General features: G+C 65.2%; 21 protein-coding genes and 1 tRNA gene. 6 read left to right on the forward strand and 16 right to left on the reverse strand.

The window, feature by feature from the left end; genetic code table 11:
- The first annotated feature begins 65 nt into the window (after positions 1 to 65).
- On the forward strand, positions 66 to 1,253 hold the full coding sequence (locus METRZ18153_RS0111740) for an HPP family protein (protein WP_020164920.1): 1,188 nt from the start codon (positions 66 to 68) through the stop codon (positions 1,251 to 1,253).
- A gap of 21 nt (positions 1,254 to 1,274) precedes the next feature.
- Here METRZ18153_RS0111740 and METRZ18153_RS0111745 read toward each other — a convergent pair whose 3' ends face one another.
- The 3 genes from METRZ18153_RS0111745 to METRZ18153_RS0111755 are packed head-to-tail and all read right to left on the reverse strand — an operon-like array spanning position 1,275 to position 4,344.
- On the reverse strand, positions 1,275 to 2,588 hold the full coding sequence (locus METRZ18153_RS0111745; protein ID WP_020164921.1) for a homoserine dehydrogenase: 1,314 nt from the start codon (positions 2,586 to 2,588) through the stop codon (positions 1,275 to 1,277).
- A 36-nt stretch (positions 2,589 to 2,624) separates the two neighbouring features.
- The gene (locus METRZ18153_RS0111750; protein WP_020164922.1) at positions 2,625 to 3,083 is read right to left on the reverse strand and encodes a GNAT family N-acetyltransferase; all 459 of its coding nucleotides are present in this window, start codon (positions 3,081 to 3,083) and stop codon (positions 2,625 to 2,627) included.
- Complete coding sequence (locus tag METRZ18153_RS0111755) at positions 3,073 to 4,344, reverse strand: pyridoxal phosphate-dependent aminotransferase (RefSeq protein WP_020164923.1); 1,272 nt, start codon at positions 4,342 to 4,344, stop codon at positions 3,073 to 3,075. Before METRZ18153_RS0111755 ends, METRZ18153_RS0111750 begins: the two co-directional genes overlap by 11 nt.
- Positions 4,345 to 4,476: 132 nt before the next feature.
- On the opposite strand from METRZ18153_RS0111755, the gene METRZ18153_RS0111760 reads away from it, so the two are divergent.
- The 4 genes from METRZ18153_RS0111760 to METRZ18153_RS0111775 are packed head-to-tail and all read left to right on the forward strand — an operon-like array spanning position 4,477 to position 7,368.
- A complete protein-coding gene (locus METRZ18153_RS0111760; RefSeq protein ID WP_232416034.1) occupies positions 4,477 to 4,893 on the forward strand; it encodes an Mth938-like domain-containing protein in 417 nt (138 codons plus the stop codon).
- 36 nt (positions 4,894 to 4,929) lie between these two features.
- The gene (locus tag METRZ18153_RS0111765; protein ID WP_020164925.1) at positions 4,930 to 5,382 is read left to right on the forward strand and encodes a peroxiredoxin; all 453 of its coding nucleotides are present in this window, start codon (positions 4,930 to 4,932) and stop codon (positions 5,380 to 5,382) included.
- A gap of 48 nt (positions 5,383 to 5,430) precedes the next feature.
- Positions 5,431 to 6,885: a PhoH family protein gene (locus METRZ18153_RS0111770; RefSeq protein WP_020164926.1), complete on the forward strand. Its 1,455-nt coding sequence runs from the start codon at positions 5,431 to 5,433 to the stop codon at positions 6,883 to 6,885.
- Positions 6,886 to 6,906: 21 nt separating this feature from the next.
- Positions 6,907 to 7,368 (forward strand): MarR family winged helix-turn-helix transcriptional regulator, encoded by a 462-nt coding sequence (locus METRZ18153_RS0111775; RefSeq protein WP_019917998.1) that lies wholly within the window; start codon positions 6,907 to 6,909, stop codon positions 7,366 to 7,368.
- Between the two features lie 35 nt (positions 7,369 to 7,403).
- Here the strand turns inward: METRZ18153_RS0111775 and METRZ18153_RS0111780 are convergent, their stop codons facing one another.
- From METRZ18153_RS0111780 to rnr, 8 genes are all read right to left on the reverse strand, one after another.
- On the reverse strand, positions 7,404 to 8,498 hold the full coding sequence (locus METRZ18153_RS0111780; RefSeq protein WP_020164927.1) for a DUF748 domain-containing protein: 1,095 nt from the start codon (positions 8,496 to 8,498) through the stop codon (positions 7,404 to 7,406).
- A gap of 7 nt (positions 8,499 to 8,505) precedes the next feature.
- Entirely contained in the window at positions 8,506 to 9,921 is a 1,416-nt protein-coding gene (dnaB, locus tag METRZ18153_RS0111785) for a replicative DNA helicase (RefSeq protein WP_020164928.1), read from the reverse strand.
- A 189-nt stretch (positions 9,922 to 10,110) separates the two neighbouring features.
- The gene (gene rplI, locus METRZ18153_RS0111790) at positions 10,111 to 10,560 is read right to left on the reverse strand and encodes a 50S ribosomal protein L9 (RefSeq protein ID WP_029143718.1); all 450 of its coding nucleotides are present in this window, start codon (positions 10,558 to 10,560) and stop codon (positions 10,111 to 10,113) included.
- A 15-nt stretch (positions 10,561 to 10,575) separates the two neighbouring features.
- The gene (gene rpsR / locus METRZ18153_RS0111795; protein ID WP_008058994.1) at positions 10,576 to 10,848 is read right to left on the reverse strand and encodes a 30S ribosomal protein S18; all 273 of its coding nucleotides are present in this window, start codon (positions 10,846 to 10,848) and stop codon (positions 10,576 to 10,578) included.
- 32 nt (positions 10,849 to 10,880) lie between these two features.
- Complete coding sequence (gene priB, locus METRZ18153_RS0111800; protein WP_020164930.1) at positions 10,881 to 11,216, reverse strand: primosomal replication protein N; 336 nt, start codon at positions 11,214 to 11,216, stop codon at positions 10,881 to 10,883.
- Positions 11,213 to 11,599, reverse strand: coding sequence for a 30S ribosomal protein S6 (rpsF, locus tag METRZ18153_RS0111805; protein WP_008058992.1), 387 nt, complete (start codon positions 11,597 to 11,599; stop codon positions 11,213 to 11,215). The genes priB and rpsF overlap by 4 nt, the downstream gene beginning before the upstream one ends.
- Before the next feature lie 119 nt (positions 11,600 to 11,718).
- Positions 11,719 to 12,471, reverse strand: a complete 753-nt coding sequence (gene rlmB / locus METRZ18153_RS0111810; protein ID WP_020164931.1) for a 23S rRNA (guanosine(2251)-2'-O)-methyltransferase RlmB — start codon at positions 12,469 to 12,471, stop codon at positions 11,719 to 11,721.
- Positions 12,468 to 15,071, reverse strand: a complete 2,604-nt coding sequence (rnr, locus tag METRZ18153_RS0111815) for a ribonuclease R (protein WP_020164932.1) — start codon at positions 15,069 to 15,071, stop codon at positions 12,468 to 12,470. The genes rlmB and rnr overlap by 4 nt, the downstream gene beginning before the upstream one ends.
- Before the next feature lie 57 nt (positions 15,072 to 15,128).
- On the opposite strand from rnr, the gene METRZ18153_RS0111820 reads away from it, so the two are divergent.
- A tRNA-Leu gene (locus tag METRZ18153_RS0111820) sits at positions 15,129 to 15,213 on the forward strand.
- 115 nt (positions 15,214 to 15,328) lie between these two features.
- Here the strand turns inward: METRZ18153_RS0111820 and METRZ18153_RS0111825 are convergent.
- The 5 genes from METRZ18153_RS0111825 to hflK all read right to left on the reverse strand — a co-directional run bounded on the left by METRZ18153_RS0111825 (position 15,329) and on the right by hflK (position 20,193).
- Positions 15,329 to 16,633, reverse strand: coding sequence for an adenylosuccinate synthase (locus tag METRZ18153_RS0111825; protein WP_020164933.1), 1,305 nt, complete (start codon positions 16,631 to 16,633; stop codon positions 15,329 to 15,331).
- A gap of 2 nt (positions 16,634 to 16,635) precedes the next feature.
- On the reverse strand, positions 16,636 to 17,808 hold the full coding sequence (locus tag METRZ18153_RS0111830) for an ATP phosphoribosyltransferase regulatory subunit (RefSeq protein WP_020164934.1): 1,173 nt from the start codon (positions 17,806 to 17,808) through the stop codon (positions 16,636 to 16,638).
- Positions 17,808 to 17,993, reverse strand: coding sequence for a DUF2065 domain-containing protein (locus METRZ18153_RS0111835; RefSeq protein WP_019917986.1), 186 nt, complete (start codon positions 17,991 to 17,993; stop codon positions 17,808 to 17,810). The genes METRZ18153_RS0111830 and METRZ18153_RS0111835 overlap by 1 nt, the downstream gene beginning before the upstream one ends.
- A gap of 107 nt (positions 17,994 to 18,100) precedes the next feature.
- Complete coding sequence (gene hflC / locus METRZ18153_RS0111840; RefSeq protein WP_019917985.1) at positions 18,101 to 18,982, reverse strand: protease modulator HflC; 882 nt, start codon at positions 18,980 to 18,982, stop codon at positions 18,101 to 18,103.
- Positions 18,982 to 20,193 (reverse strand): FtsH protease activity modulator HflK, encoded by a 1,212-nt coding sequence (gene hflK / locus METRZ18153_RS0111845; protein WP_020164935.1) that lies wholly within the window; start codon positions 20,191 to 20,193, stop codon positions 18,982 to 18,984. Before hflK ends, hflC begins: the two co-directional genes overlap by 1 nt.
- Positions 20,194 to 20,205: the final 12 nt, after the last annotated feature.

A 20,205-nucleotide genomic window follows, 5' to 3' on the forward strand; every position in this document is an offset into this window, starting at 1 on the left:
GGGCACATGTTCGCACCACAATGGGGCGTACAGGTAGACTGCCGGGTTTTGTCCGGACCGTATCGATGACCGGCCTGACCGAACTGCTGCGGCGCCACCTGGTGTCCGACGCACCGCCGCTGTCCCGCGCGGAACGCTGGCGCAGCACGCTCGCCGGCTTCTTCGGCCTGCTGCTGTTCGAGGGCGTGCTCTTCGTGCTGCCGCTCGGTGCGGCGGAAAAACGCATCCTGGCGCCGCTGGGCGCGACCTCCGTCATCCTTTTCGCGCTGCCGCACAGCCCGCTGGCCCAGCCGTGGTCAGTGATCGGCGGCCTGCTGCTGTCTGCACCACTGGGCTACGCCTGTGGTCACTGGCTGCCGGCCGGACCGTGGGTGATGGCGGTCGCGCTGGCGGCGTCGATCTGGCTCACCGCATGGGCGCGCTGCATCCACCCGCCCGCTGGCGCGATGGCGCTGACCATGGCCATGGCCGCCGCCCAGGGCGCGACCATCGAGCCTGCCTTGATGGCGACGGCGGCAAACACGATCGCCATCATGGTGGCGGTGGTGGTGGTGAACAACCTCGTTCCCGGCCGCCATTACCCGCAGGGCACGCCGCCTGCCGCCCAGCAGCAGATGCATCAGGCGCCGCCCGTCATCGCCCACCGCGATCTGGAGGCAGCGCTGAGCGAGATCGACAGCTTCCTCGACATTCGCGAGGACGATCTGGTCGATCTCTACGAGCGCACGTTGCGGCATGCCTTCAAGCGCGTGCATCGCATGCGCTGCGGCGATCTGATCGATGGCGCCGTCACGGCGCCCGCCGTCGAATTCGCGACGCCGCTGGCGGACGCCTGGCTGCTGATGCGCAAGCTGCGGGTCGATACGCTACCGGTGGTCGACCGCAGCCGACGGGTGATCGGCCTGCTGTCGCTGGAGGACTTCCTGCGCGAGGTGTCGCCCGAGGCGAACCGATCGATGGGCGAAGCCGTGCGCCATCTGCTGGCGCGCTCGCCGCACACGCATTCGGACAAGGCGGAAGTGGTCGGACAGATGATGCGCGAGGTGCGCGACGGCGTGCTGGTGCTGCGCCAGAACGACAGCGTGGCCGACGCGGCGGAGGCGCTGGCCTCCGGTCGTCAGCCGGCGGTACCGGTGATCAATGGCGCCGACCGCCTGGTCGGCATGCTGGATCGCACCGACATGGTGGCGGCGCTGTATCACCGGATCGAACTGGCCGACGCGATGAGCGCCGAGCCGGCGCCGGCCGGCTGAGCGCCGGCCCGCCCTGCCCGCTCAGCCGTTCAGTTCTTCCAGACGCAGGCGCGTCACCGCGCCCACTGTGCTGTCCAGCGCCTCGATGCGGACGATGGCCGCGTCGACCTGCTTCTCGCGGGTGACGTGGGTAAGCATGATGATGTTGGCCTGCTGCTCGCCCTCCGACGGCTCCTTCTGCAGCATCGCGTCGATGCTGATGCCCTGGTCGGCGAGGATGCGGGTGATGTCGGCCAGCACACCGGGTTTGTCCTGCACCCGGAGACGCAAGTAGTAGGCGCTCTCGACCTCGCTGATCGGCAGGATCGGGGTATCGGACAGCTGATCGGCGCGGAAGGCGAGGTGAGGCACGCGGTGTTCCGGGTCGGCGGTGTGCAGACGGGTCACGTCGACCAGATCGGCGATGACTGCGCTGGCCGTCGGTTCGGCGCCGGCGCCGCGGCCGTAGTACAGCGTCGCGCCCACCGCGTCGCCCTTCACCACGACGGCGTTCATCACGCCTTCGACGTTGGCGATCAGGCGCTTGGCCGGAATCAACGTCGGATGCACGCGCAGCTCGAAGCCGTCGGCCTTGCGCTTGGTGATGCCCAGCAGCTTGATGCGGTAGCCCAGTTCTTCGGCGTAGCGGATGTCGTCGGCGGTCAGCTTGGTGATGCCCTCGATGTGGGCGCGCTCGAACTGCACCGGGATGCCGAAGGCCAGCGCCGACAGCAGCGTGATCTTGTGGGCGGCATCGACGCCTTCGATGTCGAAGGTCGGGTCGGCTTCGGCATAGCCCAGGCGCTGCGCGTCGGCCAGCGCGTCGGCAAAGGTAAGGCCCTTGTCGCGCATCTCCGACAGGATGTAATTGGTGGTGCCGTTGATGATGCCGGCGATCCAGTCGATGCGGTTGGCGGTCAGGCCTTCGCGTACCGCCTTGATGATGGGAATGCCGCCCGCCACGGCCGCCTCGAACGCCACCATGACGCCCTTGGCCTGTGCCGCGGCGAAGATTTCCTGGCCGTGCACGGCGAGCAGCGCCTTGTTGGCGGTCACCACGTGCTTGCCGTTGGCGATCGCCTCCAGTACCAGCTGCTTGGCCACGGTGTAGCCGCCGATCAGCTCGACCACGATATCGATGCTGGGGTCACGCACCACCTCGAAGGCGTCGCCGGTCACGCGGGCGGCACCACCGGTCATCGACTTCGCGCGCTCGACGTCGCGATCGGCGACGGCGGTGATCTGGATCGGGCGACCGGCGCGACGGGTGATTTCTTCCTGGTTGCGCGTAAGCACCGTCCAGGTGCCGCCGCCGACGGTGCCGATGCCGAGCAGGCCTACGTTGATGGGTTTCATGCTGTCCCTCGTCTTGTAATGGGTGCCGCGGACCGGTCAGGCCAGGTCACGCGAAAAATGAAAACAGGCGATGTGCATGCCTTCGCGATGGTAGAAGCGGTGCGCATCGACGCGATGGGTGCCGGAATCCAGCCGCAGCCGGGTCGCGCCGCGCGACTTCGCCTCGGCCGCCAGCCAGTCGAGCAGCCGCTTGCCGACACCGCGCGAGCGCGCCGCCGGATCGGTCACCAGATCATCGACGTAGAAGAACACACCGCAGGACGTGTTGCGATAGCTGCGGAAGACCGTGACACCGACGACCTCACCGTCAGCGACGGCAACCGCGATCTCGCCGCCGTCGGCCACGATGCCCTGCATCGTGCCGGCGTAGTCAGCCGGCAGATCCGGCCGCAGCGCGCGATGCACGGTTTCGGCCCTGGCGAGCCAGCCCGGTTCCGTTACCGCGCGAGCAACAGCCACGCGCACCACGTCGAGCGCCGGCGACTCAGGTGCCATGACGTTTGCGGTAGCCGTCGAGGAAGCGTGCGATGCGGCCGATGGCGTCGCGCAGGTCGTCCTCGTGCGGCAGGAAGACGACGCGGAAGTGGTCAGGGCGCGGCCAGTTGAAGCCAGTGCCCTGCACCAGCAGCACGCGCTGCTCCTCCAGCAGTTCGAGGATGAAGCGCTGGTCGTCCTCGATCGGGTAGATCTTCGGATCGAGCTTCGGAAAGAGGTAGAGCGAAGCGCGCGGCTTGACGCAGCTCACGCCCGGTATGTCGGTCAGCAGTTCCCACGCCACGTCGCGCTGACGCGCCAGACGGCCGCCCGGCTTGATCAGGTCATTGATGCTCTGGTAGCCGCCAAGCGCGGTCTGGATTGCGAACTGGCCCGGCACGTTCGAACACAGGCGCATCGACGCCAGCATGTTCAGGCCGTCGATGTAATCGCGCGCGTGGCGCTTGTCGCCGGACACCACCATCCAGCCGGCGCGGTAGCCGCAGGCGCGGTAGTTTTTCGACAGACCGTTGAAGGTGACGAACAGCAGATCGTCGGCCAGCGAGGCGATCGAGGTGTGGGTGGCGCCGTCGTACAGCGTCTTGTCGTAGATCTCGTCGGCGAACACGATGAGCTTGTGCTCGCGCGCGATCTGCACCAGGTCGCGCAGCAGATCATCGGAATACAGTGCGCCGGTCGGGTTGTTCGGGTTGATGATGACGATGGCGCGAGTGCTCGACGTGATCTTCGAACGGATGTCGTTGAGGTCGGGCATCCAGTCGGCGCCCTCGTCGCAGATGTAATGGCGGGCAGTACCGCCGGCCAGCGTCACTGCGGCGGTCCACAGCGGATAGTCGGGCGCCGGTACCAGCACCTCGTCACCGGTGTTGAGCAGGCCCTGCATCGCCATCACGATCAGTTCGGACGCGCCGTTGCCGATGAAGATGTCGTCCACGCCGACGCCGGGAATCCTCTTCTCCTGGCAGTACTGCATGATGGCCTTGCGCGGCGCGAACAGGCCGCGCGAGTCGGTGTAGCCGGCGGCATCGGGCAGATTGCGGATTACGTCCTGGACGATCTCTTCCGGCGCATCGAAGCCAAACGGTGCGAGGTTCCCGATGTTGAGCTTGATGATGCGGTGGCCGTCCTCCTCCATCTGGCGGGCACGGGCGAGGACGGGGCCGCGGATGTCGTAACAGACGTTGGCGAGCTTGGACGACTTAGTGACCGGCGGATGCACGATGGCGGACTCGGATGACTCTTTGGGCGTATGGCGGGACATGTGGATTACCTATGCGGCGGCGCGCGCGCACTTGCCGCTGCCCTGGCAACATTGCCGACAGGCGAAAAAGGTATGATTGTAAGCGACCGCCGAAAGCAGGGCAAAACCGTTCTGGCGGCCACGACGATACAGTTGCGAACCACCCCGGACATCACCCCACGCGACGTGAAGCTGCACCAGACTCCCCGCCCCACCATTCCGCTGGTCACCGGCTTCGGCGACGGCTATCTGCAGATCGGCGAACGCCGGGTCACGCGCACCATCCTGATCGCGCCGGAGCAGTTGCGCGAAGACTGGGGCGCCGACGACCTCGACCGTCTGAAGCCGGAAGACTTCACCGAACTCGCGGCCCTGCCGGTGCAGATCCTGCTGCTCGGCACCGGCCCGACCCAGCGCTTCCCGCATCCTTCGCTGCTGCGGCCGATGATCGAGGCCGGCATCGGTGTCGAGGTGATGGACACCCTCGCCGCCGCCCGCACCTACAACATTCTCGTGGCCGAAGGGCGAGCGGTGGCCGCCGCGCTGCTGCTGCCCGACGCGACATCCTGACCCCATCTTTCTGCAAGCACTGGAGACCGAGACACGATGAGCGAAATCCGGGCTGACGACTTCACCCTGCCCTCCACCTCCGGCGCCGACTTCCTGCTGTCCGCTGCCGGCAAGCCGCTGGTGATCTACTTCTACCCGAAGGACAGCACGCCGGGCTGCACCACGGAAAGTGCGGACTTCCGCGACCGCTACGGCGATTTCAAGGCGCTCGGCGCCGACGTGGTCGGCATTTCGCGCGACAGCATCAAGTCGCACCAGAACTTCAAGGCCAAGCTCGAACTGCCTTTCGAACTGCTGTCCGACCCGGACGAGACGGCATGCACGCTGTTCGGCGTGATGAAGATGAAGAACATGTACGGAAAACAGGTGCGCGGTGTGGAACGCAGCACTTTCGTCATCGGTCCGGACAACCTTATCCTGCGCGAGTGGCGCGGTGTGAAGGTGCCGGGCCACGCGGAAGAGGTGCTCGCCTTCGTCCGCTCGCTCTGAAACGCCGCACCCACGACACCACCCGAGACTTCACGCCCACAGGATCACATGGCCACCCGACGCCCCGCAGCAGCCCCTGCCCGCCGTTCCCGCAAGTCGCCCCCGGCCACCAAGCTCTTCGTTCTCGACACCAATGTGCTGATGCACGATCCGACGTCGCTGTTCCGCTTCGAGGAACACGACATATTCGTGCCCATCATGACGCTCGAAGAACTGGACAACAACAAGAAGGGCATGACCGAAGTGGCGCGCAACGCGCGCCAGGTGAGCCGTCTGCTCGACGAGATCGTCAGCGGTGCCGAGGACAAGATCGCCGAAGGCATACCGCTGGCGGCCGCATCGAGTGAGCTCGCCAGCGGTCATCTGCTGCTGCAGACCGAAGCAATCAACGGCGTGCTGCCGACCGCGCTGCCCACCGCCAAGGCGGACAACCAGATCATCGCGGTGGTGATGCACCTGTCCGAACGTCACCCGGGTCGTCAGGTCATCCTGGTGTCGAAGGACATCAATATGCGCATCAAGGCCCGCGCGCTCGGGCTGCATGCGCAGGATTACTTCAACGACAAGGTGCTCGAAGACACCGACATGCTCTACACCGGCACGCGCGAGCTGCCGGAGAAGTTCTGGGACGAGCACGGCGGCAACCTCGAGTCGTGGAAAGAAAACGGCCGCACGATGTACCGGGTCAAGGGCCCGCTGTGCCCGGATCTGCTGATCAACGAATTCGTCTACAAGGAAGCCGGCGCCAAGCAGGACAAGCCCTTCCATGCGCTGGTGCGGGAACGCGCCGGCAAGACGGCGGTGCTGGAAACGCTGGTCGACTACAGCCATCACAAGAATTCGGTCTGGGGCATCCTGGCGCGCAACCGCGAACAGAATTTCGCGCTGAACCTGCTGATGAACCCCGAGGTGGACTTCATCACGCTGCTCGGTCAGGCCGGCACCGGCAAGACACTGCTCACACTGGCGGCCGGACTCACCCAGGTTCTTGAAACCAAGCTTTACAGCGAAATCATCATGACCCGGGTTACCGTGCCGGTCGGCGAGGACATCGGCTTCCTGCCCGGTACCGAGGAAGAGAAGATGACGCCGTGGATGGGCGCGCTCGAAGACAATCTGGACGTGCTGAACAAGACGGACGATCCGAATGGCTCAGGCGAATGGGGCCGTGCCGCGACGATGGATCTGATCCGCAGCCGCATCAAGGTGAAGTCGCTGAACTTCATGCGCGGGCGCACCTTCCTGAACAAATTCCTCATCATCGACGAAGCGCAGAACCTGACGCCGAAGCAGATGAAGACGCTGATCACGCGCGCGGGCCCCGGCACCAAGGTCGTATGCCTGGGCAACATCGCGCAGATCGACACCCCCTACCTGACTGAAGGCAGCTCCGGCCTGACCTATGTCGTCGACCGCTTCAAGGGCTGGCCGCACAGCGGCCACGTCACCTTGCAGCGCGGCGAGCGTTCGCGTCTGGCCGACCACGCTGCCGAAGTGCTCTGATCCCTCACGGAGGACATCGCCATGACCTTCATCGACCCGATGCTGCTGGACCAGCAGCTGTGTTTCGCCCTGTACGCCGCCGCCCACGCGATCACGCGCTGTTACACGCCGGGTCTTAAGGCGCTCGGGCTGACCTATCCGCAGTATCTGGTGATGCTGGTGCTGTGGCAGGAAGATGCACTGACGCTGAAGGCACTGGCCGAACGGCTGGATCTCGATTCGCCGACGCTGACGCCGCTGCTCAAGCGGCTCGAAGCCAACGGCTACCTCACGCGCGCGCGCAATCGCACCGACGAACGGGCACTCGAGATACGACTGACCGAGGCCGGCCACGCGCTGCGGGAAAGAGCGGAGGAGGTACACGCAGAGGTCGCCCGTCAGTCCGGCCTGCCGCCGGACGCGATGGCGCGCATGCGGGCCGAACTGCAGCGCCTCAGCGCACAGCTCAAGGGCGCGGAACAGGCGCGGACACAGGCGGGCTGATCCACGCCCGGCAAGCGTGGCGGATCGGGCAGCAATCAGTCGCCGAACAGCTTGCCGACGGCCTCGCCCACACCCTTCACCACCGAACTGCCCGCATTGCCGACGCCGCGCACCAGGCCCCCAAGACTGACGCCGAGCGACTCGGCCATGGCGCTGGTGACGCGCGTTGCGAAGCCTTCGTTCAGCGAGAATTTCGGATCGTCGATGCGACCTTCCAGCGTGAAATCGACGCTGATGCGCTCGTTCCTGTCCTTCATCAGCCCGACCACCGCCGCCCGCGGCATGCCCATGAAGGTGTTGCCGGACGCCAGTTCGAGACCGGTCAACGTGAGCGTGCCCGGCGCCTTCAGGCGCTTGTCGGCGACGACAGGACGGATGTCCAGATCCATCGTGCCGCGCTTGACGCCGGTTTCCGCGGCCTGGATCAGATAGGGCTGGAAGGCGACCAGATCGACGCCGCGCAGCGAGAACTCCAGCTTCGCGTCGCGCGTGGCCAGCACGACCTCGCCATTCAGCGCCAGCCGACCGTCCTGTCGTGGCCCCTTGACGGTCCCGTCGACGGCCAGCGTGGTCGCGCTGTCGAGCGCTGGCAGGTCGATCGGGCCGATGTCCGCATTGAGCGCCGTCAGCGCCAGCCGGTGTGGCGTGCGTCGCACGCTGGCGTCGAAGAAATCGAGTGCGCCGTCGCGCAGTTCGATGCGCGCGACATGTACCGGCGGCATGCTGCCGTCCGTGTCGGCAGCCGAGCCCGTTTCGAGCAGGGCGGGCAGCACGCGCAGGCCACCTTGCCGGGTACGCAGCATGGACAGATAGGCGCCCTCGACGGTAATCCGAGCGATGCGTACGCGTGCCGACAGCAGGTCGCGCAGTTGCGGCACCACCTCGACGCGCTGCGCGCGCAGTTCGTCGTCGGCCGGCCATGGTGCATCGCCGTCCCGCTGCGCGCGGATGCGCACCTCGTGAAGCACCACCGCATCCAGCCGGACCTCGACGCTGGCCACCTCACCACGCGGCCCCAGCGCTGCCTCGACCTGGCTGCGCAACATGTGCAGCGCGAGCTGGAAGGCGCCGACACCGAGCACCGCCAGAACGACGATGACGATGGCGAGGCGACGCAGCCAGACCGTCACGCGCGCCTCAGTAGGAACCGGGCCGCGCGGCGTTGACGAACTTCGTGTGCTCGCCCTGGAAGCCGAGCACGACGGTACCGGTCGGGCCGTTACGGTGCTTGCCGATGATGATTTCTGCCAGCCCCTTGTCCTGGGTATCGGGGTTGTAGACCTCGTCCCGATAGATGAACATGATGATGTCGGCGTCCTGTTCGATGGCGCCGGATTCGCGCAGATCGCTCATCACCGGTCGCTTGTTCGGACGCTGTTCCAGCGCGCGGTTCAGCTGCGACAGCGCGATGATGGGCACGTGCAGCTCCTTGGCCAGCGACTTGATCGCGCGTGAGATTTCCGAAATCTCGGCCGTGCGGTTCTCGCCGTCGCGGGTGCCGGACATCAGCTGCAGGTAGTCGATTACGATCAGGCCGAGCTTGCCGCACTGGCGATAGAGCCGGCGCGCGCGGGCCCGCAGGTCGGTCGGGTTGATGCCGCCTGTCTCGTCGATATGGATGGGCGCCTCGTGCAGCTTGCCCAGCGCCATCGTCAGCCGACCCCAGTCATCGTCGGTCAGGCGGCCGGTGCGCAGACGCCCCTGGTCGATCTTCGCTACCGACGAAACGAAACGCATGGCCAGTTGGGTGCCCGGCATTTCGAGCGAGAAGATGGCAACCGGCAGGCCGAGCTCGACCGCGACGTGTTCGCAGATGTTGAGCGCGAAGGTGGTCTTGCCCATGGCCGGACGGCCGGCGACGATGATCATGTCTCCGGGCTGCAGGCCGGCGGTCTTGTCGTCGAGATCGACGTAGCCGGTCGGCACCCCCGTCACTTCCGACGGATCGTCGCGGTCGTACAGTTCCTGGATGCGATTGACCACCTGCACCAGGATGGGCTGAATGGCGACGAATCCCGTACTGGCCGAAGCGCCCGCCTCGGCGATCTCGAATATCTTCGATTCCGCCTCGTCGAGCAGCGTCTTGGCATCGCGTCCGCGCGGCGTCAGCGCATTGGCGGCGATCTCATCGCCGACGCTGACCAGCTTGCGCAGGATGGCGCGCTCACGGACGATTTCCGCATAGCGGCGGATATTGGCGGCCGACGGCGTGTTGTTGGCGATTTCGCCCAGATAGGCCAGCCCGCCGGTCTGCTGCGCCTCGTCGCCCTTCTCGATCGATTCATAGACGGTCACGACATCGGCCGGCTTGCCCTGCTCGATCAGCTTGGCGATGTGGCGGAAGATGCGGCGGTGATCGTCGCGGTAGAAGTCGGATTCGTTGACCTGGTCGCCAACACGGTCCCAGGTACTGTTGTCCAGCAGCAGACCACCGATCAGCGACTGCTCGGCCTCGATCGAATGCGGCGGCAGCTTCAGCGCCGCCACCTGTCTGTCCTGCGCGGCCTGGGCCGCCTGGGCGTCCGGACCGGGTGCGTTGCGCACGCTGCTCATGATGTCTTTTTCATTCTGGAGAACTTGCCGGGGCAATCCTGCAATCTAGCCGCGCAGCGTCTGCACGACAACTGCACAAGCTGTGGAAAAGCTGTGGGCTTTGCTGTGGATGACATGTCGGTTCGTCTGCGCGTCAACGAAAAAGGCCACCCGCAGGTGGCCTTTCCGTCGCAGCCCGAAGGCCGGCGATCAATGCTCGCCGAGCACCGACACCGTCACGGTGGCGATCACGTCCGAGTGCAGCGCGATCTCGAACTGAGCATCGCCCACAGCCTTCAGCGGGCCGTCCGGCATGCGCACCATCGACTTGTCCACCGGGAAGGACTGAGCAGCCAGCGCTTCGGCGATGTCGGCCGTCGACACCGAGCCGAACAGGCGGCCGTCGACACCGGCCTTGCGGGTGATCTGCACCATGAAGCCTTCGAGCTTCTCGGCGACAGCCTTGGCAGCGGCCAGACGTTCGGCAGCGGCCTTTTCCAGTTCGGCACGGCGGGCTTCGAAAGCAGCCAGGTTTTCCGGCGTCACGCGCTTGGCGCGGCCGGTCGGGATCAGGAAGTTGCGGGCGTAACCGTCACGCACCTTCACCACATCGCCCAGATCGCCGAGCTTGGCGACCTTGTCCATCAGGATTACTTGCATGGTCGTCTCCCTCGATTACTGGTGCAGGTCGGTGTAAGGCATCAGCGCCAGGAAGCGTGCGCGCTTGATGGCGGTCGACAGCTGGCGCTGGTAGCCAGCGCGGGTGCCGGTCAGGCGTGCCGGCATGATCTTGCCGTTCTCGGAGATGAAGTCCTTCAGGATTTCAACGTCCTTGTAATCGATCTCTTCGATCTTCTCTGCACTGAAGCGGCAGAACTTGCGGCGCTTGAACATGCTGCGCGAGCCGCGATCGTCCTTCTTCTTGCCGTTCTTCGGTCTGAAAGCCATGGTGGTTTCCTTCCACTGTTGCGACGCCGGGCTCAGTTGCCCGAGGTCACGAATTCGATACGGGTTATGTGCATGACGCCCTGCCTGCTTTTAGCACTGCGGGCTGCCATGAATCCTTCTGCGATCAACGACGTTCCGAGCGGGGCTTGAGCGAGCATCCTTGCCAGGTCTCCCAGCAGCACGAAATCGGTTTCAAACCTGACTTCGCGTGGCGCACCGTTTTCGATCTGCTGCGAGAAGTGCTCAAGGCATCCACGCAGGATCGGCACGCCGGCCGGGGTCTGTCTCAGTGCATCGCGTTCGATCAGCGTGGCGGACAAGGTGAAGCTGTTTGCCGCCGGGCCGACCGCGCCCTGCCCTTCGGTCAAGCCGCCGGCTGTTCCGCAGCCGGGGCAGCGGCTTCAGCAGCCGGTGCCAGCAGCGAACGCGACTTCTCTTCCTTCATCATCGGCGACGGCGTGACGACAGCCTTGCGCATCTTGATGGTGAGGTGGCGGAGAACGGCGTCGTTGAACTTGAAGGCGTGCTCGAGTTCGGCCAGCGTTTCGCCGTCGCACTCGATGTTCATCAGCACGTAGTGAGCCTTGTGCACCTTCTGGATCGGGTAGGCCAGCTGGCGGCGACCCCAGTCTTCCAGGCGGTGGATGCTGCCGTTGCGGCCGGTGACCAGCGTACGGTAGCGCTCGACCATGGCGGGCACCTGCTCGCTCTGGTCCGGATGGACGATGAAAACCACTTCGTAATGTCGCATGTAATCTCCTTGCGGTTCAGTGCCGGGCAAACACGAGCCTGTCCGGCGGTTACACCTCCCGGCATGCGAATCCGGTGAGGCAAGGTAAGCCCGCGAGTATAGCGCGCGGGCCGTGATTCTTACAAGCTGCCCTTTGCCGTGCGCTGGCGCCGCGCCTCGAACAGGCACACGCCGCTGGCCACCGACACATTCAGGCTTTCGACCGTGCCGTGCATCGGAATCGACGCCAGCACGTCGACGGTTTCGCGGGTGAGCCGGCGCATGCCGTCGCCCTCGGCGCCGAGCACCCACGCCACCGCGCCCGACTGGTCGACCGCGTACATCGACTTGTCGGCCTCACCGGCCGCACCGATGGTCAGGATGTCGCGCTCCTTCATCTCGCGCAGGCTGCGCGCCAGATTGGTCACCGTCACGTACGGCACGGTGTCGGCCGCACCACTGGCCACCTTGATCGCCGTTGCGTTCAGGCCGACCGCCCGGTCGCGCGGGGCGACCACGGCGTGCGCACCGGCCGCGTCCGCCACGCGCAGGCAGGCACCGAGGTTGTGCGGGTCCTGGATGCCGTCGAGCACCAGCAGCAGCGGCGGCTCGGACAGCGTATCGAGCACGTCGTCGAGCGAGCGGTAGGGAATCTGCGCCAGCACACGCGCCACCACGCCTTGATGACGCGCGGCGCCTCCGGCCAGGCCGTCGAGGCGTGCCGGCTCCATCTGTACCCACTTGACGCCTGACGCCTCTGCGGCACGGATCAGATCGCGCATGCGACCGTCCTGACGCGCGGTGGATACGAACAGCTCCTTCACCGCATCCGGGGCGTGGCGGATCTTCGCGGTGACCGCGTGGAAACCGAAGATGTAGCGGGTATCGCTCATTCGCGCACCCTCCGCTTCGGCACAGCCGACTTTGGCGCGCGGGAACCGCTCTTCTTGGCGGTGGACGGCTTCTTCGCCGGGGTTTTGCTCACTGCGCTCTTCTTTCCTGTCGTTTTCTTCGTTGCGCTCTTCGCCGTCTTCTTCGCTGCCGGCTTCGGTGCTGCAGCCTTGCCAGTCTTGGGCTTGGCCGTCCGCGTGGGCGGTTCAGTGCGCGGCGCGGGCGCTGCCGTTTCCGGTGCGGCAGGCTTCGCCTTCGCTTTTTCCTTCGCCTTGGCGTGCGATGCCTGCTTCGCCTCCTGCGCGGACGCATCGCCCTCGACACGCCGGCGCGACGCGGCACCGGTCGGCCCCGGCTTGGGCGTCAGCTTCGCCTGCTGCGGCACACGACCGAAGTCCCGCTCGGCACCGCCGGCAAGTCGGAAATCGATACGCGTGTTATCGAGATCGACCCGCACGACCTGGATGCGCACGCGATCGGCCAGGCGATAGATGCGGCCGCTGCGCTCGCCGACCAGGCGATGCTTACCTTCGTCGTAATGGAAGTAGTCGGCACCCAAGTCGGAAATGTGCACCAGACCCTCGATGAACACGTCGTCGAGCGCGACGAACAGGCCGAACGGCACGACCGCCGACACGCTGCCCTCGAACTCCTCGCCGACGCGGTCCTGCATGAAGTAGCACTTGAGCCAGTTGGTCACGTCGCGGCTGGCTTCGTCGGCGCGCCGCTCGGTGGTCGAGCAGTGCAGACCGATGTCGGACCAGTCGCCCGGCGCGTATTTCTTCTTCGCCAGCGCGGCCTTGATCGCACGATGCACGAGCAGATCGGGATAGCGGCGGATCGGCGAGGTGAAGTGGGTATAGGCCTCGTAGGCCAGACCGAAGTGGCCGACATTGTCCGGGCTGTAGATGGCCTGGCGCAGCGAGCGCAGCATCACCGTCTGCAGCAGCTGGCGGTCGGGGCGGTCGCCGATGCGTTCGAGCAGCGCGGCGTAGTCCTTCGCGTGCGGCTTGTCTCCGCCACCCAACTGGAAGCCGAACTCACCGAGGAAGGCGCGCAGCTTCTGCAGGCGGTCTTCGCTCGGACCTTCATGCACGCGGTACAGCGTGTCCTGCCCGCTCTCTTCGAGGAAACGCGAGGCGCAGACGTTGGCCGCCAGCATGCATTCCTCGATCAGCCGGTGCGCGTCGTTGCGCGCGTACGGCACGATGCGCTCGATCTTGCCAGCATCGTTGAACAGCATCTGCGTCTCGACCGTTTCGAAGTCGATGGCGCCGCGCTTCGCACGCGCCTTGCCAAAGACACGGAACACCGCGTCCAGCGCTTCGAGGCGCGGCAGCAGCGGCTTGAGCCGCTTGCGGGCGTCGGCATCCTTGTCGTACAGCGCGGCCGCAACCTCGGTGTAGGTCAGGCGTGCCTTGGAATTCATCACTGCGGCGTAGAAGCGGAAACGCTGGATCGCGCCGGCGGCCGACACATCCATGTCGCACACCATGCACAGGCGGTCCACCTGCGGATTGAGCGAGCACAGCCCGTTGGACAGCTTCTCCGGCAGCATCGGAATGACCCGGCGCGGGAAGTAGACCGAATTGCCGCGCTCGAACGCTTCGGCATCGAGCGCCGTGCCCGGCTTCACGTAATGACTCACGTCGGCGATTGCCACGACGAGGCGAAAGCCCCGCCCCTGCTTCTCGCAATACACGGCGTCGTCGAAGTCCTTCGCCGTTTCACCGTCGATGGTGACCAGCTCCAGGTCTCGCAGATCAACCCGGCCGGCGCAGTCCTTCTCGCGCACCTCGTCCGGCAGACGCTTGGTTGCTGCCAGTACCTTGGCTGAGAACTCGTGCGGCATGTCGTGCTTGCGCAGCGCGATCTCGATCTCCATGCCGGAGTCGCCGTAGTTGCCCAGCACCTCGACCACGCGACCGATGGGCGGCGTGTAGCGCGTCGGCTGTTCGATCAGTTCGACCTCGACCACGGCACCGGCCGCGGCCTTCAGCGCGCGCTTGCCCTTCTCGGGGGCGGCCAGCACGATCTGCTGACGGATGCGGCGGTTCTCGGCGATGCAGAACTGCACGCCGTGCTCCTCGACCACACGGGCGATCAGGCGCGAATTCGCGCGCTCGGTCACCTCGACCACCTTGCCCTCGGGCCGACCGCGACGGTCGGTGCCGCTGATGCGTACCAGCACGCGGTCACCGTGCAGCACGCTGCGCATTTCCTGCGCGCTCAGGAAGATGTCCTTGCGTTCCGCCTTGGCCCCGGGCGGCGTCTTGTCGTCGCCGACGATGACGAAGCCGAAACCATCGGGATGCCCCTCCACGCGACCGGCGATCAGATCGGCCTTGTCGGGGATGATGTAGGCGTCGCGACGATTGCGCATCAGCTGCGCCTCGCGCTCCATCGCGCCGAGGCGACGCACGAAGTAATCGCGCTCGTGCGGCTGTATGTCGAGTGCCTGGACCAGTTCGTCGGCACTCATCGGAACCGCTGCCTGCTCAAGCACTTGAACGATGTACTCGCGGCTCGGCAACGGGTTTTCGTAGCGAGCGGTTTCACGCTCGAAGAAGGGATCCGCGCGGCGGATCTTGCTCAGTTTCACTTTTTTCTCTTTTTCTCTTGACAACGTAGATGCCTAGTATAAAATGCGCAGCCTCTTGCCCAGGTGGCGAAATTGGTAGACGCGCTAGTTTCAGGTACTAGTGCCGCAAGGTGTGGAGGTTCGAGTCCTCTCCTGGGCACCAAACAAGCCAGCAGAAAAGCCGACAGAAATGTCGGCTTTTTTGTTTTCTGCTGCCGCCAAAAACAAAAAACCCGCACACCCCTTCCGGAGCATGCGGTTCGTCGCACCCGTCACCCTCACTCGAAGGGATGACGCAGCACGATGGTCTCTTCACGATCGGGGCCGGTCGAAATCATGTCGACCGGCACGTCGCACAAGGCCTCGATGCGCGCGATGTAGGCGCGTGCGTTGGCTGGTAGATCTTCCACCCGTTTCGCCCCCACCGTCGTCCCATCCCAGCCGGGCAACGTTTCGTAGATGGGCTCGCAAGCACCGACGCGCTCCGACCCCAGAGGCAGCAGGTCGGACACCTCACCGTTGACGCGATAGCCGGTACAGACCTGCAGTTCCTCGATGCCGTCGAGCACGTCGAGCTTGGTCAGACACAGGCCGGTCACGCCATTGATCTGGATCGAGCGGCGCAGCGCAGCGGCATCGAACCAGCCGCAGCGGCGCACGCGGCCGGTCACCGTGCCACGCTCGTGACCGATGGTCGACAGGTGATGGCCCACGGTGCCCTCTTCCTCGATTGGCAGTTCGCTCGGGAAGGGGCCGGAACCGACGCGGGTGGTGTAGGCCTTGGTGATGCCCAGCACGTAATGAAGCATGCCCGGACCGACACCGGCGCCGGCGCTGGCCGCACCGGCCACGCAATTGCTCGACGTGACGTAGGGATAGGTGCCGTGATCGACATCCAGCAGCGTACCTTGCGCGCCTTCGAACAGCAGGTTGTCGCCGCGCTTGTGCGCCGCGTGCAGCAGCGCCGACACGTCAGCCACCATGGGCAGGAGCCTCGGCGCGAGCGCCAGAACGTCATCGAGCGTCTGCTGATAATCAACCGGCTTGGCGCCCAGCTGCTTTTCCAGCAGGAAGTTGTGGAATTCCATCACCTCGCGCAGCTTCTCGGCGAAGCGCTCGGGATTGAACAGATCAAGCACGCGCAACGCGCGGCGCGCGACCTTGTCTTCGTAGGCCGGGCCGATGCCCTTGCCGGTGGTACCGATCTTGGCACCGCCACGCGCGTCTTCACGCGCGATATCGACCGCGCTGTGGAAAGGCAGGATGAGCGGGCAGGCCTCGCTCACCTTCAGGCGCGAACGCACCTCGATGCCACCCGCTTCCAGCTTGTCGATTTCCGACAGCAGATGGGAAGCCGACAGCACGACGCCATTGCCGATGTAGCAGGCGACACCGTCGCGCATGATGCCGGACGGGATCAGGTTCAGCGCGTACTTCTGCCCCTTGATGACCAGCGTGTGGCCCGCGTTGTGGCCGCCCTGGAAGCGCACGACGCCCTGCGCGTGATCGGTCAGCCAATCGACGACCTTGCCTTTGCCCTCGTCGCCCCACTGGCTGCCGATGACCACTACGTTCTTTGCCATGCTCAAACCTTTCTTTCGAGCGGCTTCACCTGCCACTCACCTTCAACAAATACCAGCTGGCGAGTGCACGCCAGTTCCTGCACATCGTCGTCGTGACCGGGCAGTGCCGCAATCACCGTTTCACCTTGAGCCCGCAGCGTACTCACACGGGCACGCAGCGCGGCGTCAGAGACGGCCGGCGCAAGAATGGCTGACTTCGCCTCGACCGTCGGCGCAAGCTGTGCCAACTGACGCAGATCGAGGCTGAACCCGCTTGCCGGCCGCGACCGGCCGAAGGCCTTGCCCACTTCATCGTAGCGCCCGCCCAGCGCGATTGCCTGCGCCTGACCGGCGCAATAGACCGCGAAGCTCACTCCGCTGTGATAGTGGTAGCCGCGCAGATCGGCAAGATCCACACCCGCTACGGCCGGATCGATCGCCGCCGCAAGCTGCGCCAGCGAGTCCAGCGCCTGGCCGATGTCCGGCCAGTCCGGCAGTTCCGCACGTGCCCTCGTCAGTACATCGATCTTGCCGTACAGCCCGGGCAGCGCCATGAAGGCGTCGCGCACCTGGGCCGGTTCGTCGACGAGCAACTGGCGCAGCGCCGGCAGATCCTTGCACTGCAGCGCGGCGAACAGCTCCTGCTCGCCGTCCTCGCTCCGCAGCGCGGTGGATTGCAGGCGCGAAGCCAGTGCCCGGAACACGCCGACGTGGCCGAGATCGACGCGCGCCGGCTGCACACCCGCCACCTCGAGCGCACGCAGCAGCAGGCCGATCAGCTCAACGTCGGCCTCGATACCTGCGTGGCCGTAAAGCTCGGCGCCGAGCTGTATCGGCTCACGCGTCGCATTGAAGCCTGACGGCAGCGCATGCACGACCGGGCCGCAGTAGCACAGACGCACGACACCGTTTCGATTGAGCAGGTGCGAGTCGATGCGCGCCACCTGCGGCGTGATGTCGGCACGCAATCCCATGGTGCGGCCCGACAGCTGATCGACCAGCTTGAAGGTGCGCAGATCCATGTCGCGGCCACTGCCGGTCAGCAGTGACTCGATGTACTCGATCAGCGGGGGGGAAACCAGCTCATAGCCGTGCAGCGCGAATTCGTCGAGCAATCCGCGGCGCAGACGCTCGACCTGCCGTGCTTCATCAGGGAGCAGGTCTTCTATGGATTCAGGAAGCAGCCAGCGACGCATCACTTGAACAGCGCGATCAGCGCGATACCGATAATCATTGAAGTCAGGCCGACGAAGCGCAACTGGCCGTCTGCCAGTTCGGTCGCCCGTCGGAAGGTGTCGCGCCACAGACGGGGCGCGACAAAGGGGAGCACACCCTCGATGACGAGCATGAGCCCCACAGCGATCAACAGGATTGATTCCATCAGCAAAAAAGGCACAGCCCGCAATGCGGGCTGTCGCCTTCGATCCGGTTCCCTCTTGGAACAACCCGTGGACTATACAGCACGCCCACCGGCTTCAACCGCTGTGTTTACTTCCCGGGCGCCTTCGAACCATTCTTCAGATAGCGGAAGAAATCCGAATTCGGCTCGATCACCAGCACGTCGCTCTTGCTGCGGAAACTCTTCTGGTAAGCGTCCATGCTGCGGTAGAAGGCGTAGAACTCGGGATTGGAGCCGAACGCACTGCCGTAGATCGCGGCCGCCTGGGCATCGCCCTCGCCTTTGATCTTCTGCGCTTCGCGGTAGGCCTCGGCGACGATGATTTCACGCTGGCGATCGGCATCGGCGCGGATCTTCTCGGCCTCGGCTGAACCACGCGAACGCAGTTCGTTGGCCACCCGCTTGCGCTCTGCTTCCATCCGGCGATAGACCGATTCCGACACCTCGCTCGGCAGGTCGACGCGCTTGAGACGCACATCGACGATTTCGACGCCGATCTTGACCGCATCGACGTTGGCCTTGCTGCGCATGTCTTCCATGATCTTGTCGCGCTCGCCGGACACGACCTCGTGCACGGTGCGGCGACCGAACTCCTCGCGCAGGCCGGCATTCACCGTCTGCAGCAGGCGCGTTTCCGCCAGGCGCTCGTTGCCGCCCACCGAAATGTAGTACTGCTTTACATCGGTGATGCGCCACTTCACGAACAGGTCCACCAGCACGTTCTTCTTCTCGGACGTGATGAAGCGCTCGGGATCGGCACTGTCCAGCGTCAGGATGCGACGGTCGAAGACGCGTACGTTCTGCACCAGCGGCCACTTGAAATGCAGGCCCGGCTGTTCGATCACGTTACGGACTTCACCGAGCTGGAAGACGATCGCGTACTGACGCTGATCCACCGTGAACAGCGAGGTCGACGCGAGCACGATGGCGAGGATGATGCTGCCCAGCAGCAGCGGAAGCTTTTCCTTCATCAACGCTCTCCCCGCTCACGCGAACGCAGCGCCTCGCGGTTGCGCGCGTCGTTCGCCGTCTGATCGCTCATCAGCGGCGGCAAGGTCATCGGCTCGGCCGGACGGGCGGTGCCATCGGCCGACGCGCCGGACTGCTGCATCAGCTTGTCCAGTGGCAGATACAGCAGGTTGCCACTGCCCTTGGCATCAATCATCAGCTTGCTGGTATTGGTCATTATCTGCTGCATGGTGTCGATGTACATGCGCTGGCGCGTCACTTCAGGCGCCTTCACGTACTCGGAAAGAACCTGCTTGAAGCGACTGGCGTCACCTTCGGCGGTGGCGATGATGCGCTGCTTGTAGCCGTTGGCTTCTTCCATCAGGCGCGAAGCGGTACCGCGCGCCTTCGGAATCACGTCGTTCGCGTAGGCCTGACCCTCGTTCTTCTGCCGTTCGAGATCCTGACCCGCCTTCACCGCGTCGTCGAACGCGGCCTGAACCTGCTCGGGCGGCTGGGCGTTCTGCAGCGTCAGCTTGCTGATCTGGATGCCGGTCTGATAGCGGTCGAGGATCTGCTGCATGATGCGCTGTGCATCGACGGCGATCTGCTCGCGACCTTCGTACAGCACGAAATCCATCTTGCTCTTGCCGACGATCTCGCGCATCGCGGTCTCGGCCGCATGCACCACCGTGTCTTCCGGCAGGCGGTTCTGGAACAGATAGGCGACCGGATCCTTCAGGATGTACTGCACCGCGAACTGAATGTTGATGATGTTCTCGTCGTCGGTGAGCATCAGTGCTTCGTTCAGCACCTTGTTGCGCTCGCTGCCGCGGTAGCCGATTTCGACCGTGCGCACGCCGGTCAGATTGACCAGCTCGTGCGAATCGATCGGGAAGGGCAGGCGCCACTGCAGGCCCGGCTCGGTCGTTTCGTGCAGCTTGCCGAAGCGCAGCACGACGCCGCGCTGGCTGGCGTCCACGATGTACAGACCGCTGGCCAGCCAGACGATGAGCACCAGGCCGAGAATGATGCCGATGCCGCCGCCGAACTGGCGCGGGCCGACCGGCGGGCGCGCCTCGTTGCCACCATCGCCCGAGGACTTGCCGCCGAACATGCCGGACAGTCGACGATTGAAGTCACGCCAGAGATCTTCCAGATCGGGCGGTCCCTGGTTGCCGCCCTTGTTGCCGTTGCCGCCCTGATTGCCCCAGCGGGGGTCATTGAGCGACATCAAGATCGCATT

The organism is Methyloversatilis discipulorum (assembly GCF_000385375.1).
Lineage (GTDB): Bacteria > Pseudomonadota > Gammaproteobacteria > Burkholderiales > Rhodocyclaceae > Methyloversatilis > Methyloversatilis discipulorum_A.